General features: G+C 40.1%; 29 protein-coding genes. 27 read left to right on the forward strand and 2 right to left on the reverse strand.

Translation table 11 applies throughout. The annotated features are described in order from the left end of the window. Positions 1–426 (reverse strand): saccharopine dehydrogenase NADP-binding domain-containing protein (locus tag KKH91_01730; protein ID MBU0951536.1); only part of this gene is annotated, 426 nt, incomplete at its 3' end. A gap of 41 nt (positions 427–467) precedes the next feature. Next, a complete protein-coding gene (gene nspC / locus KKH91_01735) occupies positions 468–1,586 on the reverse strand; it encodes a carboxynorspermidine decarboxylase (protein MBU0951537.1) in 1,119 nt (372 codons plus the stop codon). A 148-nt stretch (positions 1,587–1,734) separates the two neighbouring features. On the opposite strand from nspC, the gene KKH91_01740 reads away from it, so the two are divergent. The 27 genes from KKH91_01740 to hemW form a co-directional block, all read left to right on the forward strand. Beyond that, positions 1,735–3,795 (forward strand): U32 family peptidase, encoded by a 2,061-nt coding sequence (locus KKH91_01740; protein ID MBU0951538.1) that lies wholly within the window; start codon positions 1,735–1,737, stop codon positions 3,793–3,795. Positions 3,796–3,868: 73 nt separating this feature from the next. Beyond that, complete coding sequence (locus KKH91_01745) at positions 3,869–4,876, forward strand: transposase (protein MBU0951539.1); 1,008 nt, start codon at positions 3,869–3,871, stop codon at positions 4,874–4,876. A 208-nt stretch (positions 4,877–5,084) separates the two neighbouring features. Further along, a complete protein-coding gene (locus tag KKH91_01750) occupies positions 5,085–6,254 on the forward strand; it encodes a Fic family protein (protein ID MBU0951540.1) in 1,170 nt (389 codons plus the stop codon). Between the two features lie 208 nt (positions 6,255–6,462). Further along, positions 6,463–7,443: a D-glycero-beta-D-manno-heptose-7-phosphate kinase gene (rfaE1, locus tag KKH91_01755; protein MBU0951541.1), complete on the forward strand. Its 981-nt coding sequence runs from the start codon at positions 6,463–6,465 to the stop codon at positions 7,441–7,443. 6 nt (positions 7,444–7,449) lie between these two features. Next, positions 7,450–8,196, forward strand: a complete 747-nt coding sequence (gene kdsB, locus KKH91_01760) for a 3-deoxy-manno-octulosonate cytidylyltransferase (GenBank protein MBU0951542.1) — start codon at positions 7,450–7,452, stop codon at positions 8,194–8,196. Beyond that, complete coding sequence (gene kdsA / locus KKH91_01765; GenBank protein MBU0951543.1) at positions 8,193–9,023, forward strand: 3-deoxy-8-phosphooctulonate synthase; 831 nt, start codon at positions 8,193–8,195, stop codon at positions 9,021–9,023. Before kdsB ends, kdsA begins: the two co-directional genes overlap by 4 nt. Beyond that, positions 9,020–9,694 carry a fructose-6-phosphate aldolase gene (locus tag KKH91_01770; GenBank protein ID MBU0951544.1) on the forward strand — a complete coding sequence of 225 codons (675 nt, stop codon included), beginning with the start codon at positions 9,020–9,022 and terminating at the stop codon, positions 9,692–9,694. The genes kdsA and KKH91_01770 overlap by 4 nt, the downstream gene beginning before the upstream one ends. A 90-nt stretch (positions 9,695–9,784) precedes the next feature. After that, positions 9,785–10,036 (forward strand): zinc-ribbon domain-containing protein, encoded by a 252-nt coding sequence (locus KKH91_01775; protein MBU0951545.1) that lies wholly within the window; start codon positions 9,785–9,787, stop codon positions 10,034–10,036. Positions 10,037–10,044: 8 nt separating this feature from the next. After that, entirely contained in the window at positions 10,045–11,019 is a 975-nt protein-coding gene (locus tag KKH91_01780) for a KpsF/GutQ family sugar-phosphate isomerase (protein ID MBU0951546.1), read from the forward strand. Beyond that, positions 11,016–11,549 carry an HAD hydrolase family protein gene (locus tag KKH91_01785; GenBank protein MBU0951547.1) on the forward strand — a complete coding sequence of 178 codons (534 nt, stop codon included), beginning with the start codon at positions 11,016–11,018 and terminating at the stop codon, positions 11,547–11,549. Before KKH91_01780 ends, KKH91_01785 begins: the two co-directional genes overlap by 4 nt. Then, positions 11,550–12,446 (forward strand): lysophospholipid acyltransferase family protein, encoded by an 897-nt coding sequence (locus KKH91_01790; GenBank protein MBU0951548.1) that lies wholly within the window; start codon positions 11,550–11,552, stop codon positions 12,444–12,446. 14 nt (positions 12,447–12,460) lie between these two features. Next, positions 12,461–12,976, forward strand: coding sequence for an LPS export ABC transporter periplasmic protein LptC (lptC, locus tag KKH91_01795; protein ID MBU0951549.1), 516 nt, complete (start codon positions 12,461–12,463; stop codon positions 12,974–12,976). Next, positions 12,973–13,644, forward strand: a complete 672-nt coding sequence (locus KKH91_01800) for a hypothetical protein (protein ID MBU0951550.1) — start codon at positions 12,973–12,975, stop codon at positions 13,642–13,644. The genes lptC and KKH91_01800 overlap by 4 nt, the downstream gene beginning before the upstream one ends. After that, a complete protein-coding gene (gene lptB / locus KKH91_01805) occupies positions 13,641–14,363 on the forward strand; it encodes an LPS export ABC transporter ATP-binding protein (protein ID MBU0951551.1) in 723 nt (240 codons plus the stop codon). Before KKH91_01800 ends, lptB begins: the two co-directional genes overlap by 4 nt. Positions 14,364–14,388: 25 nt before the next feature. Next, positions 14,389–14,913, forward strand: coding sequence for a ribosome-associated translation inhibitor RaiA (gene raiA, locus KKH91_01810; protein MBU0951552.1), 525 nt, complete (start codon positions 14,389–14,391; stop codon positions 14,911–14,913). A gap of 50 nt (positions 14,914–14,963) precedes the next feature. Next, a complete protein-coding gene (locus KKH91_01815) occupies positions 14,964–15,425 on the forward strand; it encodes a PTS sugar transporter subunit IIA (protein ID MBU0951553.1) in 462 nt (153 codons plus the stop codon). A gap of 6 nt (positions 15,426–15,431) precedes the next feature. Continuing rightward, positions 15,432–16,400 carry an HPr(Ser) kinase/phosphatase gene (gene hprK, locus KKH91_01820; protein MBU0951554.1) on the forward strand — a complete coding sequence of 323 codons (969 nt, stop codon included), beginning with the start codon at positions 15,432–15,434 and terminating at the stop codon, positions 16,398–16,400. Further along, on the forward strand, positions 16,393–16,812 hold the full coding sequence (locus KKH91_01825) for a PTS fructose transporter subunit IIA (protein MBU0951555.1): 420 nt from the start codon (positions 16,393–16,395) through the stop codon (positions 16,810–16,812). Before hprK ends, KKH91_01825 begins: the two co-directional genes overlap by 8 nt. Before the next feature lie 3 nt (positions 16,813–16,815). Continuing rightward, entirely contained in the window at positions 16,816–17,316 is a 501-nt protein-coding gene (locus tag KKH91_01830) for a PTS sugar transporter subunit IIB (GenBank protein ID MBU0951556.1), read from the forward strand. Further along, positions 17,303–19,423 carry a DUF1926 domain-containing protein gene (locus KKH91_01835; GenBank protein ID MBU0951557.1) on the forward strand — a complete coding sequence of 707 codons (2,121 nt, stop codon included), beginning with the start codon at positions 17,303–17,305 and terminating at the stop codon, positions 19,421–19,423. Before KKH91_01830 ends, KKH91_01835 begins: the two co-directional genes overlap by 14 nt. A 2-nt stretch (positions 19,424–19,425) precedes the next feature. After that, positions 19,426–20,046 carry a PTS sugar transporter subunit IIC gene (locus tag KKH91_01840; GenBank protein MBU0951558.1) on the forward strand — a complete coding sequence of 207 codons (621 nt, stop codon included), beginning with the start codon at positions 19,426–19,428 and terminating at the stop codon, positions 20,044–20,046. Beyond that, positions 20,033–20,797 carry a PTS system mannose/fructose/sorbose family transporter subunit IID gene (locus KKH91_01845; GenBank protein ID MBU0951559.1) on the forward strand — a complete coding sequence of 255 codons (765 nt, stop codon included), beginning with the start codon at positions 20,033–20,035 and terminating at the stop codon, positions 20,795–20,797. The genes KKH91_01840 and KKH91_01845 overlap by 14 nt, the downstream gene beginning before the upstream one ends. Before the next feature lie 3 nt (positions 20,798–20,800). Beyond that, positions 20,801–21,067 (forward strand): HPr family phosphocarrier protein, encoded by a 267-nt coding sequence (locus KKH91_01850; GenBank protein MBU0951560.1) that lies wholly within the window; start codon positions 20,801–20,803, stop codon positions 21,065–21,067. A gap of 42 nt (positions 21,068–21,109) precedes the next feature. Next, positions 21,110–22,858 carry a phosphoenolpyruvate--protein phosphotransferase gene (ptsP, locus tag KKH91_01855; protein ID MBU0951561.1) on the forward strand — a complete coding sequence of 583 codons (1,749 nt, stop codon included), beginning with the start codon at positions 21,110–21,112 and terminating at the stop codon, positions 22,856–22,858. After that, positions 22,855–24,645, forward strand: a complete 1,791-nt coding sequence (gene lepA, locus KKH91_01860; GenBank protein ID MBU0951562.1) for a translation elongation factor 4 — start codon at positions 22,855–22,857, stop codon at positions 24,643–24,645. The genes ptsP and lepA overlap by 4 nt, the downstream gene beginning before the upstream one ends. 57 nt (positions 24,646–24,702) lie before the next feature. Next, positions 24,703–25,506: a signal peptidase I gene (lepB, locus tag KKH91_01865; protein MBU0951563.1), complete on the forward strand. Its 804-nt coding sequence runs from the start codon at positions 24,703–24,705 to the stop codon at positions 25,504–25,506. Positions 25,507–25,555: 49 nt separating this feature from the next. Continuing rightward, the coding region (gene hemW / locus KKH91_01870; GenBank protein ID MBU0951564.1) for a radical SAM family heme chaperone HemW at positions 25,556–26,177 on the forward strand (622 nt) is incomplete at its 3' end.

Below are 26,177 nucleotides of genomic sequence, written 5' to 3' on the forward strand. Positions count from 1 at the left end.
TTCTTTACAGCGGTCTTTGCGTTTCCATTCATAATTTCCGTACCACGGCGGGTCTTCGCAGACTTTATCCGGTTCTTCATGAATAGCGGTGTCCATATAACAGACATTGCCTGCCTGAATACAGGCTTCAAGGACGGACATATTAATATAGGCAGTTCCCAGGTTAATAATGATTTGTGAATTGGTTTCTTTAATTAGTTTTACTGTAGAAGCTACATCCATTGCATCCAATTTGCGCGAATGAAGTTTTTTTGATTTGTCTTTGAGGCTGTTTTTTCTTTTTATGCTTTCGATGATAGCGTCGCATTTTTCAATTTTTCTTGACGCAATACAGATATCGCCTAAAACATCATTGTGCTGAGCGCACTTGTGGGCTACCACGTGCGCCACGCCCCCTGCTCCTACTACTAATACGTTTTTTTTCATTTTTAAATACCTCTCCTTTTATCTTATACCCCTCTTTCTATTTACGATAAACTATTTTTAAAATCGTTATAAGTAAATTTACGCACTATTTCTATTTTCCCATTCAGTCTCTTAACTGCTATTGAAGGCATCGGCAGTCCGTTAAACCAGTTCTTTTTAACCATTGAATATCCTGCCGCATCAGAAATTCTTATTTCACTTCCTGTTTTTAAAGGAGATTTAAAATTATATGTCCCAAACACGTCTCCTGCCAGGCAGGATCTCCCGGCCACCATGTATTTATATTTTCCATTTTTAGAAGCGGGCGCGTCAATTATTGCAGGAGTCCGGTAAATAAGTAAATCCAGCATATGGGCTTCAGTAGAAGCGTCAACAATTGCAATGTCAATATCATTATGAACCAGGTCCAGTACCGTTGTAACAAGTTCCGCTGATTGCGTAATTGCAGATTCTCCGGGCTCCAGGTAAACCTGAACATCGAACTTTTTACTGAATTCTTTTAATTTTTTGCAGAATTTTTCAATCGGATAACCTGTTTTGGTAAAATAAAGCCCTCCGCCAAGGCTGACCCATTCCATTTTATTCAATATATCTCCGTATTTGCGGCCTATTGTATCAAGTGAATGCGAAAGATTAGCGAAGTCATTATTCTCGCAGTTGAAATGGAACATCAGGCCGCTGATTAATGGCGCAACTTTCAAAAGTTCGTTTTTGTTTATAACTCCAAGCCTTGAATATTTTCTTGCAGGGTCAGCTAAATCAAAATGTGAGTAACTGATTTTAGGATTAACCCGCAGGCCCAATTTTATATTTTTTATTTTTTCCGCTATTTCGCGATATTTTTTAAGTTGTGAAATAGAATTGAAAATAATTTTGCCTGCAAAACTTGAAACTTCTTTTATTTCTTCATCATTATAAGCAACGCTGTAAGCGTGAACCTCTTTGCCGAATTTTTCTTTTCCCAGGCGCGCTTCATAAAGCGAACTGCTCGCGGTGCCGTCCATATATTTCTTCATTAAATCAAAAACACACCACGCGGAGAAACATTTCAAGGCAAGTACGGACTTTGCGCCGGAAACTTCACGGATGTGTTTTATTTTTTTAAGATTACTCAGAAGTTTTTTTTCGTCAATTAAATAATAAGGTGTTGCTAAAACCATAATTCATCTGCCTTTGCCGAAAAATATTTTGTATGTATAAAAGCGTAAATAAAAAAGCAAAAGTAATTTGAATTATCGTAGATAAATTTTATCATATAAAATAAAATAAATCAATGAAAAACACTGAATAATTTAATATAATGCTGTTATGAACTTTCGGAAAAAACTGGAATTACTAGCGCCTGCCGGGTCAAAAGAAGCTTTTTTCTCTGCCATAAAAGCCGGCGCCGACTCCATGTATATAGGAGTGGATAAATATAACGCGCGATTGAATGCGGATAGGCTGAATTTATATGATTTGGAAGTCCTGACTAATTATGCGCATGAGAAAAATAAAAAAATATATCTTGCGTTGAATACTCTTATAAAACACGAAGAAATTTATGACGCAGTTAAAACATTAGAAAAGATTAATGTTTTCAAACCTGACGCAATAATTTTGCAGGATTTAGGGTTGGCAAGAATAATTAAGGAAGAATTTCCTCAACTTAAACTTCATGCGAGCACCCAGCTGGCGGTGCATAGCCGCGCAGGCGTTGAAGTGCTTGCAAAACTTGGGTTTGAAAGAGTTATACTCGCGAGAGAACTTTCGCAGGGCGATTTAAAGCAGACAGCGTCAAAATCTCCGGTTGAACTGGAAATATTTTGCCACGGAGCTTTATGTTTCAGTGTTTCAGGAATGTGCCTGTTTTCAAGTTTCATAGGTTCAAGAAGCGGTAATCGCGGCTGGTGCACTCAGCCCTGCAGGCGTATCTGGAAAACTTCAAAAAAAACGGGTTACTTGTTTTCACCGAAGGATTTACAGCTTGTTGAAGAAATTCAAAACCTTGGGAAAATTGGAATTGATTCATTGAAAATAGAAGGAAGGATGCGCAGCAGCGAATATGTATTCAATGTTGTAAGCGCGTACAGAATGATTATTGATGCGCCGGAAGAGGGATTTAACCCGTCGGTCCAGGAAGCAAAAAAAATGCTTTCCAGGGATTGGGCGCGCTCAAAAACGTCCCTGTTTTTCTCAGGCTCTGATAAAACTCTTTTTAACCCGGCTAACGCGCAATGCTTGGGTATGAATATAGGAAGTGTTGTAAATTCTAATGGAACGAGAATTATTTTAAAATTAAATTCTGAGCTTACTGAGGGTGACCGCATTAGAATTTCCGACCCTTCAAACGACATAACTAAGACAATTAAAATTACTGAATTCAAAAAGGACGGCGATTTGTACTCGATAGGCCTAGATGAAAATTTTAAACCCGGCAGCCCGGTTTTTAAGGCCGGTGATGCAAATTGGAACGAAAAAATATTAACAAAAGAAGTCGATGCCATATACAAGGGCTATAACGGAAAAGTGCGGGGGAATACAAAATACCAGCCGCTAACTTATCCTGATTTGATTGCCAGGCAATGGTGCGAATCTCAAAAGAGCGAAGGGTTTCAAGAAGAACGACTATGGGTTAAAATTGACAATCCCGATTGGCTGGAAGTGCTGCCATTAAATTCAAAAAGATTAATGATTGTATTGAGTATTAATACAGAAAACATGTATAATTTCAAAGCCATTGCGGGCACATTACAGTATCAGGGCGTAAATTTTGCCTGCGAACTTACTCCTTATATAAGCCAGAAAGAATTTGCGTCCTATTCTCAGATTATAAATGCTATGGCGGGCGCAGGAATAAAATTCTGGATTTTAAACAATATTTCTCATTTTAAATATTTTTCAAATGATACGCCGAAAGTCTCGGGCCACTTCCTTTATACAATGAACGCTTTTACCGGCCGCGTTTACAAGGATTTGGGAACAGAATATTTTACTGTTTCGTGGGAAGATGATTTTCTTAATATCCAGAGGCTTACCCAATCAGGAATGCGTTCAAGGTTGATTGTTTACTTGTTTGGTTATCCGCCGGTTGCACGTTCAAGGATGCTTGATGCGGGTTATCTTGAAGAAGGAGAGATTACAAATAAATCTAACGAAAATTTTTGGCTGAGGTACGAAGCCAACTCCGGAGTTGTCCTGCCTGAGATGCCGGTAATGAATTTTACTGTTAGAAAAAAACTCTCAGGGCTTGGGATAACAAACTTTGGCATTGATTTGAGTTTCATTAAACCGGATAAAAGCAAATGGAAGGAATTGTACTCGGGTTACCTGGACCAGAAAAATCTCCCGGACACCACAAAATTCAACTTCAAACGCGGATTACATTAACATTAGAACATTAGGGGACGTTGTTAAGTATTGAAGTATTGACACAAACAAAACTTAATGATAGGATGTAAATATGCCAAGACAGGGAAGAATAAACATAGCAGGTGGGATATATCATATAATCCAGCGCGGATTGGAGCGCCGGGAAATATTTAAAAATGATGAAGATCGGGAAGAATTTTTAAGGCGTTCAGCTGAAGGGGTAGAAAATACTGGACACAAATGTTACGGTTGGGTGCTGATGCCCAACCATTTTCATTTGTTGATAAGAAGCGGTGCTAAACCGTTGAGCGAACTAATGAGCCGTCTCCTGACCGGCTACGCTGTTTATTTCAACCGTAAATATAAACGAAGCGGATATTTGTATCAAAACCGGTATAAATCCATTTTATGCCAGGAAGATAATTATTTATTGGAACTAGTGCGGTATATACACTTAAATCCATTGAGAGCAAAACTTGTTAAAGACATGGAAGGATTAAATAAATACAAATGGAGCGGCCATTCGGTATTAATAGGAAATAATAAGGAAGTTAAGTGGCAAAGCACTGATGATATACTGGAACTATTCGGTAGAAAACCAAATGAAGCAGTGAAGAAATACATTGAATTTGTAAAAGAAGCGAAGGATATTAACCATCGGGAGGAATTAAGCGGCGGCGGATTGATTCGCAGTGCCGGCGGGTGGAAAGAGGCAGTAAGATTAAGCAGAAGCAGGCATAAACAGCTTGGAGATGAGCGGATGTTGGGGGACGGAGAGTTTGTAAGCTCAATATTAAAGGAATCGGAAGAAAACTTAAATAGGCGAGAACATTTAAAGCGGGAAGGGTGGGATAAAGAAAAATTAATAAAACGTGTTTGCGGACTAATGAACATAAAGGAAGAAGATATATATAAACGTAGTAAAAATAGCAGAATATCAAAGGCGAGAAACCTATTAACTTATTGGGGAAAAAAAGAATTAGGCATAACCGGCAGCGAGTTAGGCAGGCTATTGAATATAACAGGGTCAGCTATATCTCAAAGTATAAAGAAGGGCGAGAAATTGGCAAGAGAAAATAATCATAAGTTGATTACTTAACAACGTCCCCCCCAGAGGCGCTGGAAGGAATTGAAAAGTCATATAAAAAGTAACTTTTTTAAGCATATTAACCAATACCCCATTGACAAATATCACCATAAATGCTATTATTTATATGGACAAAATATGTGTTATTGTTAAGCATTAAAGTTAACATTACTGACGATAACAATATGATAATATATTGGACAAATTAGGAGACATAATTATGGACAATATTATTGACAAATACTCGTGGATTAACTTCAGTATCAATCTTAAAAACTTACCGGTTCTAACCTGGGTTCAATTAGGTGAATGTGTATCTAAAATTGAACATATTTGCAGCGTTCCGCTAAAACCAACGATTTCAGAAGAAATGCATAAGGTATATCTGGTCAAAGGTGTTCAGGCAACAACAGCAATAGAAGGAAACAGTTTAACAGAAGAAGAAGTAAGAATGCGTTTAGATAATAAGCTTAAATTACCGCCATCAAAAGAATATTTAGGAAAAGAAGTAGACAATATACTCCTTTTATGTAATGAATTGAAAAATAAAAAAATACCATCAGAAAAGGAACATTTATTAAATTGCGAAGACATATTTCATTATAATAAAACAATTCTTAAAGAAATTCCGTTATTAGAACATATTATTCCGGGAAAATACAGAACTTACTCCGTGGGGGTTGGCAGTTACAGGGCACCTGATTTCAATGATGTTCCTTTACTAATGGAAAAGTATTGTACGTGGTTAAATAACAGTGATTATTTTATTATTGACGAAAAATATCCTGTTTTAAATAGCATAGTGAAAGCAATTGTTGCTCATTTATATTTTGCCTGGATACATCCTTTTGGGGACGGTAACGGGCGCACAGCCAGAATCATTGAATTGTATATACTTCTAAGTTCAGGCGTTCCTTCTCCCGCCGCTCATCTATTGAGCAACCATTATAACGCAACAAGAGCGGAATATTACAAACAACTTGATGAAGCAGGCAGGAAAAATGATGTTAATGGTTTTGTATCTTATTCTGTTCAGGGATTTTTAGATGGTTTAAAGGAACAACTTAAATACATTTTTAGCCAAGTTATAGAAACATCCTGGGAAAGTTACGTCTATGAAACTTTCAGGGAACATAAACATCATGAAAATATTACAAAAAGAATAAGAAGTTTATTATTGGAGTTGTCAAAACAAAATAAGCCCGTGCTTTTTAATGATTTAACGACTATAAGTAAACCGGTTATGGAAATGTATCGGAACAAAACAACAAAAACACTATCCAGGGATATTAATGAATTGGAAAAACTTGATATGATAGAAAAAACCGAGCAGGGCTATAGGGCAAAAATAGAAAAGTTACTGGTTTTATTGCCAATGGTAATTAAATGAATAGTCAACAGTTTAATAATTCATTTAATAATTCAAATATTAACCCCCTCCCTTCCGGCTGGCGCTGGGTAAAACAGGGATACCTTTTCTTTCTACTCAGAATTTGCAGCCACTTTTAATTCTTAACTGACATACTTAATACGGTTCATTGAAATGCTTTAAAAGATTTTATATAATGTCGGAACATGTATTGGAGGGGAATGGAGCCATGAAAAGCAAGTATTTCCGATATATAGAAAGGTTTTCAAGTAAAAAAATCCTTGTAATCGGGGATCTGATATTAGACAAGTTCCTCTATGGCAGCGTATCGCGCATATCCCCCGAAGCCCCGGTGCCGGTTGTGGATGTGACAAAAGAAACATTTACGCCCGGCGGAGCCGGTAACGTAACCAACAATATTAGTTCACTTGGCGCAAAAGCGCTGCTTGCGGGAGTAATAGGCAATGACAGCCCCGGGGAAACGCTCATAGCCAGATTAAAGGCCCTCAATATAAATACCGACGGTGTAATTATAGACGAAGCCCGCCCTACAACCATAAAAACCAGAGTAATAGCCCATCACCAGCAGATAGTAAGATACGATAAAGAAAGCAGGGAAAAACTTTCATCCGGTACGCTTTCAAAAATGACTGACTATATCATTCAAGCAGCAAAAGAAGCAAATGCAATAATGATCTCCGATTATGGTAAGGGGGTTATTACCTCAGACCTACTCAAAAAAATTATTCCTTTAGCCAACACAAAAGGCATTCCCATCACAGTAGACCCGAAAATAGAGCATTTTCTGCAATATAAAAAAATTACCACGATGACACCCAACCTCAATGAAGCAATACAGGGTATTGGATTGCTCAAGAAAATTTCTTCCGAGCAGGAAATCAAAGAACTCGGCCAGAAAATACTTAAAACTCTTTCCAGTAAATCAGTGATAATTACCCTGGGGGAAAGAGGAATGGCAATATTTGAGAAATCAAAGCCGCCTGTTTTTATACCCACGCGCGCAAAAGAAGTTTATGATGTTACAGGAGCCGGTGATACGGTAATAGCGGTGCTCACCATGTGCCTTGCATCAGGCGCGCCTCTGAAGGAAGCGGCGGAAATAGCCAATTATGCCGCCGGCGCAGTTGTTGCCAAACTCGGCACGGCAACAGTGACTATTGAAGAATTGAAAAATGCAATCAAAGAATAAAATTTCATGAAAATAATATGCGTTATTCCTGCAAGATATGCTTCAACAAGATTTCCCGGGAAACCTCTCGTAAACATTTTCGGCAAGCCCCTGATCCAGAGAGTGTGGGAAAGAGCGAAACTGGCAAAACTTGTAAATAAAGTAATTATAGCAACCGACGACAAAAGAATTTTTGATAAAGCAAAAGAATTCGGTGCGCAGGTTATAATGACATCAGTAAACTGCAAAACAGGTACAGACAGAATCGCGCAAGCGGTAAAAAAAATTAATTGTGACATAGTAGTCAACCTGCAGGGTGATGAACCTCTTATTTCTCCGAAATTGATTGATAAAACAATCCAGGCTATTCTCGATGACAAATCGGCAGCAGTATCCACGCCCATTTGTGCCCCCGGCAGTGGAGAAAAACTGGATGATACGAATATTGCCAAGGTTGTTTTTGATAAAAATATGCATGCTCTGTATTTTTCCCGTTCAGTAATCCCCGACAGCGCGCGATTTACCGGTACCGGTAAAAAGGATTTTTATTACAAACACATAGGGCTTTACGTGTATAGAAAGAATTTTTTAGAAAAATTTGTAAAACTGAAGGAAAGCACACTGGAAAAAGCGGAAAAATTGGAACAATTAAGAATAATTGAAAATGGTTATAAAATAAAAGTTGTAATTGTAGAAAATGACGGGGCAGTTGATGTGGATGTTCCGGGAGATGTAAGAATAGTTGAAGGTTTAATTAAAAAAGGCGGCAGATAATGAAAGTAATCCAGGTGGGTAAAATAAAAATCGGCGGCAAGAACCCTTTAGTGCTTATTGCAGGCCCTTGTGTGATTGAAGAAGAAAAACTTACTATAAACACGGCTGAGAAAATAAAGAAAATAACAGACAAATTGAAAATTCCTTTTATTTTTAAGTCGTCTTATGACAAATCTAACCGCGGATCAATTGATTATTACCGCGGGCCTGGGTTAAAAAAAGGTTTGAAGATTTTAGAGAAAATTAAAAAAGAGCTTTCAATCCCAGTCATTTCAGATGTTCACTGCAGAAACGAAATAGCCCAGGCGGCGGAAGTTCTTGACGTTATTCAGATTCCTGCCTATTTGTGCTCGCAAACAGATATGGTTGTAGAAGCTGCAAAAATGGGTAAACCGATTAATATAAAAAAAGGGCAATTTCTTGCGCCGTGGGACATGAAAAAAATATGCGACAAAGCAATATCAACAGGCAATGACAAAATATTCCTGACCGACAGAGGCACGATTTTCGGTTATAATAACCTTATATGCGACATGCGTTCCTTCCTGCTTATGCAGGAGCTGGGTTTTCCCGTTATAGCAGATATTACTCACGTAGTCCGCATGCCGGGGCCGCCATCGAAGGATTCGTCCGGCGGGCAGCCAAAACTGATTTATCCGCTTTCATTTGCAGCTGTAGGTGCCGGCTGCGACGGGCTGTTCCTGGAAGTGCATCCGAATCCGGCGAAAGCGCTTTGCGATGCGGCAAGCATGCTCGCGCTGGACAAACTTGAGGCTTTATTGATAAAAGCAAAACAGTTAAGTGAAATAATAAGGGGGATTCATTGAAATTATTTATTGATTCAGTTGATTTGGACGAAATAAAACAAGTTGCTGATTGGGGATTGCTCGGCGGAGTTACTACCAACCCTACGTTGATGGCAAAAAAAGTCTCCGGTACGGCGGGTAACGAAGGTTTGCAGGAACAAAAAAAGCTTCTTGCGGATATATGCAAAATTGCAAAAGTTGACGTGCTTGCCGAGCCGCTAAGCGCGGAATATGACGGTATTATGAAAGAATCGCTTAAACTTGCGGCAATTTCACCGCAAATAGTCGCAAAACTGCCCATGACCCCGGACAGCGTAAAGGCAGTAGGCGCTTTAAAAAAGAAAAAAATCAAGACAGCGCTCACTCTTGTATTTTCACCGGCGCAGGCCTTGGTGGCGGCAGTTGCCGGCGCAGACTACATTTGCCCGTTTGTTGGCCGGCTGGACGATATCGGCCAGAATGGGCTGGATATGATTTCTGAAATACAGCAGATATATAAAAATTACCAATTCAGGACTGAAGTTATAGTCGTCTCGGTAAGAAATAACGCGCATGTCCTGGGTTCAGCCAAACACGGAGCGGCCGCAGTTTCGATACCGTTTAAAGTATTTAAAGAATTGTTCAAACATGATTTAACGGATGCAGGCATAAAGAAATTTTTAGAAGACTGGAGCAAAGTAAGTCAGAAATAAAGAAACAATTAGACCCCGAAGGTTTCCCTTTTTGCACCTTGCAAAACGTGAAACACGAAATCGGGGTTAATAAAACCGGGGGTTTTATTAATGAAATGTCCAAAATGTAACGTTGAAAACAAGGAAGAAGCTAAAACCTGTAAAAAGTGCGGTACTTCTCTAGTATTAAAAGAGGTATGGCGCCCTACGTGGAAGTGGCACGCCAAAGTTCTTGGAATTATTTTTGTTGTGCTTATCGTGCTTTTTTTCACGCTCAATGCTTTATTCAAGCCCTATATGCGGAAATTGCCGCAGGACATAACGCCCTGGTTGAAGTCGTCCCAAAACACCGGCACGAAATAGAGGATTAGATGAAAGACATAGCTAAATTTGCAAAAGAAGTTTTACAAATTGAATCTGATGCGGTAAAAGAGCAAATCAAACATATAGACAATGATTTTTTAGGTTCTGTAAGCCTGATTAATGAAGCCATAAACAATTCCGGAAGGGTGATAATTCTCGGGATGGGAAAATCCGGGCTTATTGGGAGAAAAATATCTTCCACCTTTGCCTCCATCGGCATTCCGTCAAATTCAATTCATCCGGCAGAAATCGTGCATGGGGATTTGGGGATGGTCACTAATTCAGATATTCTGATGGCGCTTTCCTATTCGGGAGAGTCGGAGGAATTTAAAAAAATATTGCCCATTATAAAAAGCATGAATATTAAAATAATATCAATGACGGGCCGCGCAAATTCTTTTATCACAAAATTTGCAGATTATACCCTTCTTACCTTTGTAAAAAAGGAAGCTTGCCCCCATAATCTGGTACCTACTGCATCAACCACCGCCATGCTTGCAATGGGCGATGCGCTTGTTCTCTCGGTCAGTAAATTAAGGGGGTTCAAAAGGGAGGATTACGCAAAGTTTCATCCGGGCGGTATTTTGGGCAATAAAGTAACTCTTAGAGTTGAAAAAATTATGCGTACGGGCGGTGAAAATCCCGTGATAAGCCAGGATGCTTCAGTAGAACAAGGGCTTGTGGTTATGACTAAAACAAAGATTGGATCGCTTAGCATAGTAGATCCAAAGGGTAAACTGGCAGGGTATTTCACCGACGGTGACCTTAGAAGAATACTCCCGAAAGATAAAAATATACTTTCAAGAAAACTTAAAGATGTAATGACGAAAAATCCAAAATGTATTGCACCGGGAAAACTGGCGCTGGAAGCTGCAGAGATGATGAATAAATACAATTGCGATAATCTGCCTGTTATTGGCGCTGATGGACAGCCTATCGGCATTATCGATGAGCGCGATTTAATAATTGCAGGAATAAAATGAAAAAAGAAATTTTAAATAGGGCAAAAAAAATAAAATTGATCGCTATGGACCTGGATGGAGTCCTTACCAAGGGTGAGATGATAGTCCTGGAATCCGGCGAAGAAGTCAAAATCTGGGATATCAGGGACCGGCTGGCATACACGCTGCTTAAAAAAAGCGGCCTGGATATTAACCTGGCCTGGATTACCGGAAGGGCTTCAAAACAGGTGGAAATACGTGCGGCGGAACTGAAAATTAAATATTTCTACCAGGGAATTCCGGATAAACTGGCGCCGTTTGAAGAGATTGTAAAAATCGGCAATTATGAATATTCGCAGATAGCATTTCTTGGCGATGATTGGCTGGACATACCGCTGCTTAGACGCGCCGGGCTTTCTATCTGCCCTAAAGATGCCGTGCCGGAAGCAAAAAAAGCAGCTCACTATATAAGCAAATATAACGGCGGTTATGGTGTTTTCCGTGAAGCAGTGGAGATAATTCTGAGAGCACAAGGGGCTTACAACAGGGTTTTCGGAATTTACAATAAATAGATGGCGTATAGACGGCATTATATCAGAAGAAGAATTTACTATTGGGTTATCCTTTTATTTTTAAAATCAGTCCGTATTTTTACATTTAAGGGTTCGCAAAGATTGGGCGGTTTTTTTGGATGGATCGGATTCTATTTGGTAAAAAGATACAGCGCCATAGCCCGGCAGAACCTGAAAAACTGTTTTCCTGAAAAATCGGATAAAGAAATCAGGTCTTTGGCAAAAAGAGTTTTCATCAACCAGGGAAAAAACTTTTTTGAGTTTATAAACTTGAATAAACTCAACAAGGACAATGTTTCTACTGTAGTGAACTTTACCGGCGCAGAAGATTTTAAGGCAGTTTACAGTCAGAATAAAGGCGTGCTGATGATTGCGGCCCATTTCAGTAACTGGGAACTGCTCGGCGTGGCTATAGCACAAAATGGTTTTCCTCTCAGCGTTATAGCGAGAAAACTCTACATTGAAGAACTTGATGAGCTGCTTATACAGTCAAGAGAATCAATGGGGATGAAAATCATCCGCCGCGGCCTGAACGATTCACCGATGGGGATTTTGAGGGCTTTAAAGAAAAACCATTGCCTGGCAATGCTGATAGACCAGAATATAAAATCCGTGCCGGGTGTTTATGTTGATTTTTTCGGAAAGAAAGCGCTTACACCTTCAGGGCTTGCGGCGCTGGCTCTAAAAACCGGCGCGCCGGTTGTTTCCGGGATGATAATCAGGGAAAAGGACGATACTTTCAAAGTTGAAATGTCAAAGCAGGTTGAGCTGATAAAAACTGGAAATGAAGAGCAGGATTTAATAAAGAACACTCAGCTTTTTACTAACATAATTGAGTCCTACATAAGGAAATACCCGGAGCAGTGGGTCTGGTTTCATAAAAGATGGGATCAATAGCGTAGCGGTGAATAGTGAAAATCAACAGAATAATTTTAATACTCTTAGTTTGCGCGTTTGCCGGGTGTTCTGATGAAGCGCTCACTAGCAAGCCGCAGACAGGCCCTGAACAGGTTTTAAAAAAGTTCACGGCATTCGAATCTAAAAATGGAATAAAAAACTGGACCCTTACTGCCCGGGAAGCGCAAATTTTTGAATCCCAAAAAAATGCCAAGCTTAAGGATTTCCTTGTAAATTTTTTTACGGATGACGGCAAACATATTAAAGCCATACTGAAAGCCAAGTCAGGAGAAATTGATACCAGTAAAAATGATTTCTATACAAAAGGCCCTACTACAATTACCAGCACTGACAATACAGTCTTGCAGAGCGCCGATTTAAGGTACAAGTCGGATACGAAAAAGATTTACGGTGATTCTTATGTGAAATTGATTAAAGCTGACGGCATAGTCGAAGGTAAAGGGCTTGAAGCAGAACCGGACTTGTCTTCCGTAATCATTAAAGAAAGCGTGGCGCAGGGAAGCAAATGAATAAAAACAACATCATCTTCATTTCAATAGCGTATATCTCCTGTTTTCCTTACAGCCTTTTTTCCGGCCCCGCGCCTTCAGAGTTTCTTAAAGCTGATTCCCTGGAATTCAGGATGAAAGAAAATAAGATGATTTACAGAAAAAATGTCAGCGCTGTAGTAGGCAAAAACTTTTTAACCGCTGATTATGCGGTAGATGATAAAAGCTCGAAAATTATGGAAATGTCGGGTAATATAAACGGATATTATATCGATGAAACTACAGGTGTACTAAAAATAAAGGCTGACAACGGAACCTATAACTCGAAAACGGACCAATCAAAATTATGGGGGAATTGCTGGGCAATTTATACCAGCAGCGACGGCAGGATTATAGAAATAAAAGCGGACTTGATAGATTTTAACGGCATAACAAAAGAGGCTAAATTTTATGATAATGTTTCTCTGGCTTTTGAAAAAAACACGGCCCAGTCCCAATTTGCGCAGTATTTTCATGACAGTAAAAAAATAGTTATGCTGAAAGAGAAAGATTTTATGCCTGTGGTAAATTATTTCGGAGAATACGAAGCAAAATTCACGGCGGAAAAGATAATGATGATGCCTGAGGAAAGGAAGCTCTATTTTGAAAATAATGTTTTCTCGCAAATAACCAGGAAGACCGGTATATGAAATTAAAAGCGCAGAATTTGGTAAAAAGTTTTAAAAAAGGCAAAAAGGTTGTTGACGGAGTAACACTTGAGGTTAAAAAAGGAGAAATCGTAGGGTTACTCGGCCCTAATGGCGCAGGTAAAACTACCATTTTTAAGATGATAGTGGGTTCTTATACTCCGGATGCCGGGAAAGTTTTTATAGGCGATAAGGATATGACGAATATGCCCATGTATATGCGCGCCCGCTCGGGCGTATCTTACCTGCCTCAGGAACCCTCAATTTTCCGCAAACTTACCGTGGAGGATAACTTTGTTGCAATTACTGAGTTCCTGAAGATGCCGCAGGAAACCAAAAAAGCAAAGATAGAAAGCTCTATAAAAGAGTTTGGTTTGGAAAAACTACGCAAACAGAAAGCTTATTCGCTTTCAGGAGGAGAAAAAAGGCGTACAGAAATTGCCCGGGCCCTGCTTATTGACCCGGTTTTTTTATTATTAGACGAACCATTTGTCGGCATTGACCCTATCACAGTGACAGAAATACAGAACATGATAAAAGTCCTCAAACAAAAACATATAGGAATACTGATTACTGACCACAATGTAAGGGAAACTCTGGAGATTATTGACCGCGCTTATATTATTTATGACGGTAAAATACTTTTGGAGGGCGATGCAAAAAGCTTGCTTAACAGCCCGGAAGCCAGAAGGCTGTATTTAGGAGAGAAGTTCCAAGTTTAAACAAATACCTAAGGGGGATTGTAACATGAAAATCAGCATCACGACAAGAAATGTCAAGCTGACAAAACCGCTGGAAGATTACGTTACTAAAAAAATTGAGAAGCTGACCCATTTTCTCATGCATCAGATCATTAATGCCCAGGTTAAAATGGAAGTGGAAAAGTACAGGCAGATAGTGGAAATAAAACTTCATGTAGAAGGACATATTTTTAAGGCAAAAGAGGTTTCTTCCGACATGTATGCGGCGGTCGACCTTACCACAGACAAGCTTGAAAGGCAGGTAAACAAATTCAAAGAAATCCAGAAAGGCCATCATAGCAAACACCCGGCAAAACAGGAAATTTACCGCATGTCTGACGGATCAGCTCCACAGGATATACTGGGAACAAGGAAACAGGATTTGAAATATTTTACTCCCAAACAGGCATTGAACGAAATGGATGCGCTTGAATTAAATTTCTTCGCTTTTTCAAACAGGTATACCGACAAGGTCACGATAGTATACAAAAAAGAAAACGGCGGCAATGGCTTGCTTGAATTGAACTATTGAAAAAAAACTTAAAATGAAAAAATAATAAATAAAAAGGGGGAATAAACAAGTTGATAAAGATTTTCGAGTTTTTGTACCCAAAAGCAATAATTCTTGAACTCCAGTCAAAGGACAAGAAAGGCGCTGTAAGCGAGTTGGTTGAATGTGTTATGAAGGAAAAGAAATTAAAGGATTCCAATAAAGCAATTGCATCCGTGATGGAGAGGGAAAAACTTGGAACTACCGGCATTGGCCAGGGAGTAGCGATACCCCACGGAAGGACTGATGCAGTAAGCGATCTTGTCGGAGCTGTAGGCATTTCCAGGCAGGGGGTGGAGTTTGAAGCCCTGGATGGCGAACCTGTTCATATCATCTTTTTGCTCCTGTCACCTCCGGATTCAGGCGGACAGCACCTTAGGGCACTGGCCAAAGTTTCCAGGCTTTGCAAAGACAAGTTTTTCAGGCAGGCATTGCTTGAATCTAAAAGTAAAGAGGAAGTGTTGAAAATAATCCAGCAGGAAGATGAACTGTAAAACCCAATGATAAAATATTCAGTGGGCGATTTATTCAACAACAAAGGCAAAGTTTTATCCTTATCCATAATAACAGGTAAAGAAGGTTTTTCTCGCACGATCGTTCAACCCGAGATAAACCGTTTAGGCCTTGCTTTGACCGGGCACTTTACGCATTTCCCTGCGGAACAAATTCATATTTGGGGGGCTGCAGAGCAGACTTATGCGCAAAAACTTTCTCCGGAAACGCGCCTTAAGGTATTTAAAGATTTGATAAATTCATATTCTCAAATGCCCTGTATAATAGTAACCAAGGATTTCCAGCCGCCTGAAGAATTAATTGATTTATGCGGAGAATATAAATTGCCTCTGATGAAGACTTCAGGCCAGACTTCAGAGTTTTTAATTAATCTTTACCTGGCCCTGGAAGAACAATTGGCGCCTAGTATTCAAATGCATGGCGTGTTGGTTGAAATTTACGGGCTTGGCGTGCTTATCACGGGCGAATCAGGAATAGGCAAATCAGAATGCGCTTTGGAGCTTATAAAAAGAGGGCATATGCTTGTTGCCGATGATATTGTGAAAATAAGGCGCAGGACCAGGGGAATCCTGGTCGGCAGCGCAGAAAAAATTATAAGCCATCATATCGAAGTCCGCGGGCTAGGGATTATAGATGTCCAGTCAATTTTTGGTTTAGGGGCCATTATGAATAGCGCGAAAATTGAACTGGTGGTAAAGCTTGAGGAATGGAATTTAATCCAGGAATACGACAGGCTGGGTATTGAAGAAAAGGTTACAAATATTCTTGGCACTAATATACCTGAAATAATAATGCCTGTACGGCAGGGAAGAAACCTGGCAGTCCTGCTTGAGATAGCGGCTCTGAACCAGCGGTTGAAGCAGAGCGGGCATTATAGCGCAAAATTACTTAATGAAAAACTTATTCGGGAAATGGCCCCGGACAGGGTCCGGGAAAAGAAAGAAGGAAATGATTAATATCCTGATTGTTACGCATGGTGATTTAGGGGAAAAGTTGGGAAAAGGAGCTGAAATGATAATAGGCCGCCATGTCGATGTAAGCGCATTTCAAATACCTCCCGACGAATCGCAGGAATCTCTTAAAGATAAAGTAGGCCGGGTTATAAAGGAAATCGATAAAGGTGACGGAATATTAGTTTTGACCGACCTGCTGGGCGGTACGCCGTGCAATATAGTCCTGCCTTACACAAAAATGCATAACCTTGAGATAATAAGCGGGGTTAATTTATATATGCTTATTACCGCTTTAATAAATAAAGACAAATTGCCGTTAAAGGACCTGGCAAAAAAAGTCATTGACGCAGGCCAAAAAAATATTGTGGATGTAAAAAAAATATTTTTGGGAAAATTAGACAGCGGACAGATATAAATTATGGCAATAATTCTTGCAAGAATTGATGACAGGCTTGTTCACGGACAGGTGATTGAAGGCTGGCTGCGGGTTCTTAACGCCAGTTTTATAATCGTTGTTAATGACCTGGTCGCCGCTGACAAAATGCAATCTGCCTTATACAGTATTTCCATACCTTCCGGAATACATATAGAATGCCTTACTGTCGGAGAAGCTATAAAAAAATTTACCAGTGGCTATTTTGAAAAAGAAAAGGTGCTGGCGCTTTTTTCGAACCCTTTTGACGTGCTTGAATTGATTAAAGGCGGAGTTGAGCTGTCTTCAGTGAATGTCGGGGGCCTGCACTTTTCGGCCGGCAAGCAGCAGATAGGCACAGGGCTTTCTCTTAATGACCAGGATGTAACCGCCCTCAGGGAAATAGCAAAACTGGGTGTTGAGGTTGAAGGAAGAGTGCTTCCTCTGGATGAACGGCATAATGTAATTGATTTAATCGCGAAATATTATAAAAATGAAAAAAATTAATTTTATTTTCGGCGTCCATAACCACCAGCCTGTGGGAAATTTTAAAGAAGTACTGGACAAAGGTTATGAACTCGCCTATAAACCTTTTCTTGAATTAATGGAAAACCACCCCTCCATAAAGTGGTCGCTGCATTGTTCGGGAGTCTTATGGGATTATTTCAGGGAATTCCAGCCGGAATATATTGATAAGACGAAACAAATGCACGATAACAACCAGGTGGAATTAATCGGCGGCGGATATTATGAGCCAGTAATGCCTGCTCTTCCCGACAGGGATAAAATCGGGCAGATAAAGAAAATGTCCGAGTACCTTAAAAATGAATTTAATTCCAGGCCTGAGGGCCTTTGGCTTGCAGAACGCGTCTGGGAACCCCACCTTCCCAAAATATTTGCTATTGCGGGCGTCAAATATACAGTAGTAGATGATTATCATTTTTTGTCAAGCGGATTGTCCGAGGAAGAACGTACGGGTTACTACCTTACCGAAGAACAAGGCCAGGTGCTTAAAATATTTACAATAAACCAGATGCTCAGGTATTATATACCGTTCCGGACTGTTGAAGAAACAATAGATTATTTCAGGAAAATGGCGACGGAACATGAAGGAACAACCCTAGTAATGATCGATGACGGTGAAAAGTTCGGGCTTTGGCCTCACACGCATAAACATGTTTATACCGACGGCTGGCTTGATAGGTTTTTAAAAGCTCTTGAAGATAACTCGGATTGGATAACGTCTACGACACCGGGCGAAGTTATAAAAAAATACCCGGCCAGGGGTAAAATATACCTGCCCACGGCAAGTTATTTTGAAATGACTCAGTGGGCTCTTCCGAGGGTTCCCCAGGAAGAGATGGAAGATGTAATGGAAGAGCTCAAAACCGCGCATTCCGGCGAAAAGATCAAGAAATTTGTCCGCGGCGGTATTTGGCGCAATTTTATGACAAAATACCCTGAAACAAATATTATGCACAAAAAAATGCTTTATGTAAGCGATAAAATTAATAATCTAAGGTCGGAATTCAACGCAAAAAGTGAAGAAGACAAAAATCAGCGTACTGCCCGGCAAATAGCCAAAGCGCTTGATTTTCTTTATGAAGGCCAGTGCAATTGCGCTTACTGGCACGGGGTTTTCGGCGGGCTTTATTTGCCCCATTTACGCAAAGCAATATACGAAAAATTAATCCTTGCTGAAAAAACTATTGAAGAAATATCCGGTATAAAGATAACAGTTTTTGATTTTGATAAAGACAGCCAGGATGAAATTATTATCGAAACCAGCTCCCAGAATTTATATATTTCGCCGCAGCGCGGCGGTTCTATTTTTGAATGGGACCTGCGGGACTCGGGTGTGAACCTGCTCAATACTTTAACAAGAAGGCAGGAAGCGTATCACCGCAGGTTGATAGAGTTTATGGCGAAAAACCCCGCAGGAGAAGGCAGAAAACCCCCTGCCGCGGTAGAATCCATTCACGACATTGTTGAAGTAAAAGAGGGAAATTTAGACCAGTATCTCAATTATGACTGGTACACAAAAGCAAGCCTCCTGGATCATTTTCCGCATCCGGAAACCTCTTACGAATCATTTTCAAAATGCCAATACGGCGAACAAGGTGATTTTGTCCTGGAGAGATATGATTATGAACTTCAGAAGGGCAGTGAAAATACAATAAAATTGTCAAGAGATGGAAATGTATGGGTTGGCGGCAAATTGTTTAAAATAAAGGTAGAAAAAGAAATTAGGGCCGCAGGCCAGGTACTCGGCGCAGAATTTACATATAAAATAACAAATTCCGATAATGAAAAAGTTTTTTTACACTTCGGGCCTGAATTAAATTTTAGTTTCCTCGGAACGCAAAAAGAAGACTGCATGAATAAAGCGGCAACCCAGTGGGTAAGGGTTGATGAACCGCAAAAAACCAGGGTAATCGTTAAATTTGAAGAGGAAACAAATTTTTGGGTATTTCCGGTAGAAACAGTTTCTCTATCAGAGTCGGGATTTGAAAGGACTTATCAAGGAACCTCGGTAATGCCCTGGCTGAAATTTGAGCTTGAACCGGACGAAACAAAACATATAGATTTTAAGGTTATTATAGAGAGATTGTAAAAATGTTTTTAATCGCTTTTATTTCAATGTTTTTGGCACTGGATAATGCCATTGGAAATTTTATGATTTCCCGGCCTTTTATTTCAGGCATAATAACCGGCTATTTTATGGGCGATATAAAAACCGGTTTGTTAATCGGGACTTTTATTGAAATTGTGTGGATAGATGTTTTTCCGATAGGGACCTACGTGGCTCCCGAACTGATGGTCAGCGCGATTCTTTCAGTTTATTGGTCGCTGGCTCCCGGGGGAAGCGTGCAATTTCATACTGTCGCGCTGGCAATCGGCCTGGCTGTGCCTTTAAGCATATTTTTCAGGATAGCGGATGTCTGGAACAGGCAATTCAATTCAAAATTATTGGCAATCATGGAGAAAAGGGTTGATAAAGGCAAAGAAAATGCTGTTTCCATATACGTATACATAAGCCTTCTTATTTTTGCAGCTAAAGCGTTTTTGTTTTTTATAGTGTTTTTGCCTTTGGGCAATGTTATACTTGATTGGGCTGAAAGTATTATTCCTTTATTTGTAAAACAGGGGCTGGACGCTTCGCTGAAATTTATACCGGTTCTGGGTTTCGCGGTAGCGTTCAATTTTTTCAGGAAAAAGAAATATGAAAGCACTTGATCTGGTAAAAATATTTTTCAGGTCATTTTTTATTCAGGCAGCCTGGAATTATGAGAGGATGCAGAATATCGGGTTTTTGTACGGGATAATGCCTGCGCTTAAAAAAATATATCCTGATAAAAACCAGAGGTTCGAAGTTGTTAAAAGCCATCTTGAATTTTTCAATACTCATCCTTACATGATAGGCATCCTTATGGGCATGACGGTTTCTCTTGAAGAAAAAACTGCAAAGGATGAAAAAGCGTCAACTTCGAGGAATATGATACAAGTTTCTAAAACCAATATGGCCGGCCCTCTGGCGGCAATAGGTGATGCGTTTTTTTGGGCTGTCTGGAGGCCTTTTTGTGCCTTGTTAGTAGTTTTTCCGGTTGTCATATTTTTCAAGGGAATCAATAATTTTGTTATCTGGTGGCTCTTTTTCGGTTTTCTGATTTTTTATAATTCCCTCAATATCTATTTGCGGTATTACGGCGTTTTTATGGGCTACCGGCTGAGGGAAAGAATAATAAAAAATATATCACGCTGGAATATTCAGCGAATTATCAGTACAGTAAGAATTGCGGGTTTCATAACAGTTTGTATAGCGGCGATTTTGTATTTCATTATAGACCTTTCAAGCATGAGGGAAAAAGCGCTAGCAGTGTTGGTTTTTTGCGCCGGAACTTACTTATACAGAAAAGGAGTGTCGTCAACTAAATTATTTTATGGTCTGTTATTTACTGTTATTCTGGTTTGTTTAGCGAGGATATAAATAATGCAGGAAACAAATTTAACTGTTAGGAATAAATTGGGTTTACATGCAAGGCCTGCAGCCATGTTCGTTCAGCTGACTACAAAATACAAGTCAGCTATAAAAGTTTTTAAAGGAGACCAGGAAGTGGACGGTAAAAGTATCATGGGCCTGATGACCCTTGCCGCTGAAATGGGCTCGCAAATCAAGATAGTCGCTGAAGGCGAAGATGAACAGGATTTGATAAATGGAATATCCGAATTAGTCGAAAATAGATTCAACGAAGACTGAGTTGGAATAAATTTAGCGAAATAGAAACTATAAGGACCAATCATGGAACAAACAACAAAGCAGACAAATGTTTTTAAAGGGGTAATCGCGTCCAGCGGGATTGCTATCGGAAAAATATTCCTTATTGAAGAAGAAGAATTTGCGATAGTCCCCAGGAAGATTCCTAAACAAAACGTAAAAAAAGAAGTAGGCCGGTTCAAAATCGCCGTGGCGGGAGTAACAGAAGAGCTTGCTATAGCCAAGAAAGAAATTATTAAAGTATTCGGTAAAGAGCACTCGCTACTGGCTGACGCGCATCTGCTGATGCTCGAAGACCCGCTGCTTAACAGAGACGTAATAAGAAGAATCAATGAAGAAGGCGTGAACGCAGAATATGCTTTGTGGACCGTCGTTGAAAAAGTAGTCCAGTCTTTTGAAAAAATTGACGACGAATATTTCCGCGAGAGAAAAAATGATATTCAGGAAATAGGAAAGAGGATCATGAGGCAGTTGACGGGCCCTTATCACAGGGCGATTGCAGAAGCAGGGAAAGGTTCTATAATCGTCGCTCACAGCCTGGGGCCTTCGGATACAATTAAGCTTAAAGAAAGAAACGTAGGGGCTTTTGTCACAGATGTCGGCGGAAGGACTTCGCATATAGCTTTATTTGCCCAGGACCTGGATATTCCCGCAGTCGTGGGGTTAAAAAATTTGACCTTAACAGCCAACCATGAAGACGATATAATAGTCGACGGTAATCAGGGCCTGGTAATACTTAACCCCGATGAACAGACTCTGGGAAATTATAAACGCGAATATGACAGCCAGATAGCGGAAAAACATGAACTAGAAAAACTCAGGGACCTTCCTGCGCAGACAAGCGACGGGCACAGGGTCGCGCTGGCGTGCAATGTTGATTCACCTGAGGAGGTAAAAACAGTATTAAACTCAGGGTCGGAAGGGATAGGGCTTTTAAGAACTGAGTTTATTTATCTTAAAGAAAACAAAATGCCTTCCGAAGAACAGCAATACGAAATCTGTAAAAAGGTAGTCCATAAAATGCTGCCTTACTCAGTGATAATCAGAACGCTTGACCTGGGAGGGGATAAACTCATGCAGATGGGTTTTGAGGGTTTCACGCATGAAAGCAATCCTTTTCTGGGCCTGCGGGCCATCAGATTGTGCTTTAAATACCCGGAGATATTTAAAGCGCAGCTGCGCGCAATTTTACGCGCGTCAAAAGAAGGTAAAGTTAAAATCATGTTTCCCATGATTTCCAGCGTAGAAGAATTCAAGAGGGCAAAAAAATATCTTGAGGAAGCAAAAAGCGAATTACAGAACAAAGGGCTAGAGTTTCATGAAAAAATTGAAGTCGGCGCGATGATAGAAATACCTTCCGCGGCTCTTACCGCAGATCTTATTGCCCGGGAGGCGGATTTTCTTTCAATCGGGACTAATGACCTGATTCAGTATACATTTGCAGTAGATAGGATGAACGAATCGGTTGCATATATGTATGAACCAATGCATCTTGCCATTTTGCGCCTAATCAAACGAATCATTGACGCGGGCCACCAGGCAGGCAAGTGGGTTGGCATGTGCGGCGAGATGGCAGCGGACACATCATTTACGTCGATATTAGTGGGCCTGGGCCTGGATGAATTCAGTATTCCGCCGATTGCTGTTCCAAAAATAAAAAAGGCTATAAGGTCTATAACTTTAGCGGACGCGCAAGACCTGGCTCGCGAAGTGCTAAGCAATAATGACCGGGAAGCAGCGGTGAGCGCAATTAGAAGAAATCACATTACATGAATATAAGAAATTTTTGCATCATAGCGCACATTGACCACGGCAAAAGCACCCTGGCAGACAGAATCCTTGAATACACTCATACTTCAGGCTTTGATTTGTCTAAACCCCAGATGCTTGACAGCATGGATCTGGAACGCGAGAGAGGCATAACCATAAGGTCAAAAACAGTAAAATTAAATTATCGCGCTAAAGACGGCAATGATTACATACTTAACTTAATTGACACTCCCGGCCACGTTGATTTTTCTTATGAAGTATCCCGCGCAATGATTGCATCTGAAGGGGCCATATTGTTAGTGGACGCTTCCCAGGGAGTAGAAGCGCAGACACTGGCTAACACAGCAACGGCAAAAAAGCACAACCTGAAAATAATACCTGTTATAAATAAAATCGACCTGCCTACCGCTGACATAGAAGGCACGGAGATGCAGATAATTGATATTTTAGAGCTGGAAGACGATGTAGTAAAAGTGAGCGCAAAAAGCGGGCTAGGAATTGAAGATGTCCTTGAAGCCATTGTAAAAAAAGTCCCGCCGCCTAAAGGCGACAAAAACTCAGACCTGCAAGCTGTTGTATTTGATTCTTTTTACGATCCATACCGCGGTGTTGTAGTTTATATGAGAGTATTTGAAGGCGAAATAAAGCGAGGCATGAAGATAACTCTTCTTTCTAATAATAAAACCTATGAAGTTTTAGAAACGGGGACAGTCGGTATAAAAATGCTGCCGACGGACATAATCTCAAGCGGAGAAGTGGGTTATCTGGTTGCAGGGATTAAAACAATTCATGACGTAAAAATCGGCGATACGATTGTTGAATACGGAAAAAGCCAGGAAAAAAAAGTCAACGAATTGCTTGATGCAAAACCTTTCGTATTTGCGGGAATTTTCCCCGTCAGTACAAGTGGTTACGATGAATTACGCATGGCTCTTGAAAAATTTAATCTCACCGATGCTTCCCTTGTATATAAAAATGTGAGTTCCAGCGCATTGGGCCCTGGTTTTCATTGCGGGTTTTTGGGTTCGCTTCACCTTGAAATTGTGAAAGAACGCCTGGAGCGGGAATTCAATTGCGACATTCTTATAACTTCCCCCAACGTTAATTATAAAGTTAAGATTAAAAATGACGACAAAATTCATGATATAGACAACCCGGCTAAAATCCCTTCCTGCAACGACATCGAATATATTGAAGAGCCCTATGTAAAGGCGACCATAGTTACTCCGACGGAATTTACAAGCAATGTAGTTGAACTTTGCAAAGGAAACCGCGGGAAGGTTATAGAAATACGCCAGTTGGAAGGATTCAAGTCGGTAATGGTTTTCGATATGCCTTTAGCCGAAATAATAGTAGGTTTTTATGATGCTTTAAAATCGGTATCAAAAGGATATGCGTCATTTGATTACGAGCAAACGGGTTATAAAAAATCGGTCCTTGAAAAATTGGAAGTGCTTATTAACTATGAAATTGTAGATGCGTTTTCGTTTATTGTTCACGAGTCAAACATTGACAAAATAGCCAACAGGCTTATTGAGAAATTAAGGAAAACCATACCCAGGCAGATGTTCCAGATACCATTGCAGGTTAAAGCGGATAACCGCATTGTGGCGCGCGACGATATCAGCGCTATAAGGAAGGACGTTCTTGCCAAGTGTTACGGCGGAGATATTTCAAGAAAGCGCAAGCTTCTTGAAAAACAAAAAGAAGGCAAGAAAAAAATGAAACAGTTCGGCCGGGTTGAAATTCCGCAAGAAACGTTTCTGGCGCTATTAAAAATTCAAGACTGAATGGGATGAAGCACCAAAACCGCTACCTTATTGGTTTTGGGGCAAAAGGAGTTTAAAGTGGAGTTTAAATTATTTATTGCAGGTATTATCGTTTTATTAATCGCCCAAATCATGCACTACTACAAAAAGAAAAGACAGGAACTCAGTAGTTCAAAAAGTTTTAGGGCGGTCCTGGAATGGGCAGACACAATCTGGTCAGCAGTTATTTTTGCGTCGATAATAATGTATTTTATTGTCCAGGCTTTCAAGATACCTTCGGGAAGCATGCATAATACGCTTTTCGAAGGAGATCACCTTTTTGTGAACAAATTTATTTATGGGGTTCATATACCTCTCACCGACGGAAAAACTATTCTTCCTTTGAGAAAAGTGCACAGGGGCGATATAATTATATTCAAAGCCCCGGATGCCGCTTTGTCTGACGAAGATAAGGCGCATGGTATAACAAAGGATTTTGTCAAACGCGCTATCGGGCTGCCCGGAGATATCGTCGAGATAAAAGACAAAGATGTTTATGTAAACGGCCAATTGCAGGCTGAACCTTACAAAATTTACCAAGATAAAGATAACACAGAGAAAGGTTATATAAAGTCGAAAATAGAGCTTTCAAGAATGGGATTGGGTATTCTATCGAAAGCGGATTATCAGAAATTATGGGAAGAGGGCTCGTTTGCGAAATTTGACGTAGTTCGCGACAATTTCGGGCCAGTCAAAGTTCCTGAAGGATGCTTCTTTGCTATGGGCGACAACAGGGATAATTCCTATGACTCCCGGTACTGGGGGCCGATTAAGAAAAAGTTTTTAAAGGGCCAAGCGCTTATAATTTACTGGCCTCTTGCGAGGATAAGAATTATTAAATAGTACCCCATACACTTCCTAGCGTGTTACATGGGGTATTAGAAAGGTAATAATGAAAAGTTTGTATGTTCATATTCCATTTTGCGGGAAAAAATGCCGCTATTGTGATTTCATCTCTTATCCCGGTAAGGAAGAGTTAATTCATGATTATCTTTCTGCTTTAGAAAAAGAAGTTTTATCAAATTTCCCAGCCCAAGGCTGGTACGCCTCTGGCGGAAAATTGCCTTTATCTACCATTTTCATCGGAGGGGGAACACCCTCGCTTCTTTCCTCGTGTCAAATAGAAAAGCTCTCCAGCATAATAAAAAAATACTTCGATTGCACAAATGTTAAAGAAATTACTATTGAAGCAAATCCCGAAAGCCTGACAAAAGAGAAATTAACTGTGTTGAAAGAAGCTTTCAGCAACCTCAGGCTAAGTATTGGTTTGCAGGATTCCGAAGATAAAAACCTTAAAACGTTGGGCAGAATTCATAATGTTCAGGATTTTATAAAAAAATATGAAATGGCCAGGCAGGCCGGAATAAATAATATCAATATTGATTTGATTTATGGAATTCCGGGCCAATCTGTCGCTGATTTTCAAAATACATTAAAAAAAGTAATCGAACTTAACCCCCGGCATATTTCGGCCTACTGCCTTACAATCGCTCAGGGGACGGAGTTCAGTAAAA

This window comes from Elusimicrobiota bacterium (assembly GCA_018816525.1).
Taxonomy (GTDB): Bacteria; Elusimicrobiota; Endomicrobiia; order CG1-02-37-114; family XYA2-FULL-39-19; genus OXYB2-FULL-48-7.

Coding starts and splice junctions, on each gene's coding strand:
- KKH91_01780 (MBU0951546.1), top strand. CDS start 10,045: ATGAAAGACATAGCTAAATTTGCAAAAGAAGTTTTACAAATTGAATCT.
- KKH91_01745 (MBU0951539.1), top strand. CDS start 3,869: ATGCCAAGACAGGGAAGAATAAACATAGCAGGTGGGATATATCATATA.
- KKH91_01775 (MBU0951545.1), top strand. CDS start 9,785: ATGAAATGTCCAAAATGTAACGTTGAAAACAAGGAAGAAGCTAAAACC.
- kdsB (MBU0951542.1), top strand. CDS start 7,450: ATGAAAATAATATGCGTTATTCCTGCAAGATATGCTTCAACAAGATTT.
- KKH91_01825 (MBU0951555.1), top strand. CDS start 16,393: ATGATTAATATCCTGATTGTTACGCATGGTGATTTAGGGGAAAAGTTG.
- KKH91_01750 (MBU0951540.1), top strand. CDS start 5,085: ATGGACAATATTATTGACAAATACTCGTGGATTAACTTCAGTATCAAT.
- rfaE1 (MBU0951541.1), top strand. CDS start 6,463: ATGAAAAGCAAGTATTTCCGATATATAGAAAGGTTTTCAAGTAAAAAA.
- KKH91_01835 (MBU0951557.1), top strand. CDS start 17,303: ATGAAAAAAATTAATTTTATTTTCGGCGTCCATAACCACCAGCCTGTG.
- KKH91_01740 (MBU0951538.1), top strand. CDS start 1,735: ATGAACTTTCGGAAAAAACTGGAATTACTAGCGCCTGCCGGGTCAAAA.
- KKH91_01845 (MBU0951559.1), top strand. CDS start 20,033: ATGAAAGCACTTGATCTGGTAAAAATATTTTTCAGGTCATTTTTTATT.
- KKH91_01850 (MBU0951560.1), top strand. CDS start 20,801: ATGCAGGAAACAAATTTAACTGTTAGGAATAAATTGGGTTTACATGCA.
- KKH91_01800 (MBU0951550.1), top strand. CDS start 12,973: ATGAATAAAAACAACATCATCTTCATTTCAATAGCGTATATCTCCTGT.
- KKH91_01830 (MBU0951556.1), top strand. CDS start 16,816: ATGGCAATAATTCTTGCAAGAATTGATGACAGGCTTGTTCACGGACAG.
- raiA (MBU0951552.1), top strand. CDS start 14,389: ATGAAAATCAGCATCACGACAAGAAATGTCAAGCTGACAAAACCGCTG.
- KKH91_01785 (MBU0951547.1), top strand. CDS start 11,016: ATGAAAAAAGAAATTTTAAATAGGGCAAAAAAAATAAAATTGATCGCT.
- nspC (MBU0951537.1), bottom strand. CDS start 1,586: ATGGTTTTAGCAACACCTTATTATTTAATTGACGAAAAAAAACTTCTG.
- lptB (MBU0951551.1), top strand. CDS start 13,641: ATGAAATTAAAAGCGCAGAATTTGGTAAAAAGTTTTAAAAAAGGCAAA.
- KKH91_01790 (MBU0951548.1), top strand. CDS start 11,550: ATGGCGTATAGACGGCATTATATCAGAAGAAGAATTTACTATTGGGTT.
- lepA (MBU0951562.1), top strand. CDS start 22,855: ATGAATATAAGAAATTTTTGCATCATAGCGCACATTGACCACGGCAAA.
- KKH91_01840 (MBU0951558.1), top strand. CDS start 19,426: ATGTTTTTAATCGCTTTTATTTCAATGTTTTTGGCACTGGATAATGCC.
- hprK (MBU0951554.1), top strand. CDS start 15,432: ATGATAAAATATTCAGTGGGCGATTTATTCAACAACAAAGGCAAAGTT.
- ptsP (MBU0951561.1), top strand. CDS start 21,110: ATGGAACAAACAACAAAGCAGACAAATGTTTTTAAAGGGGTAATCGCG.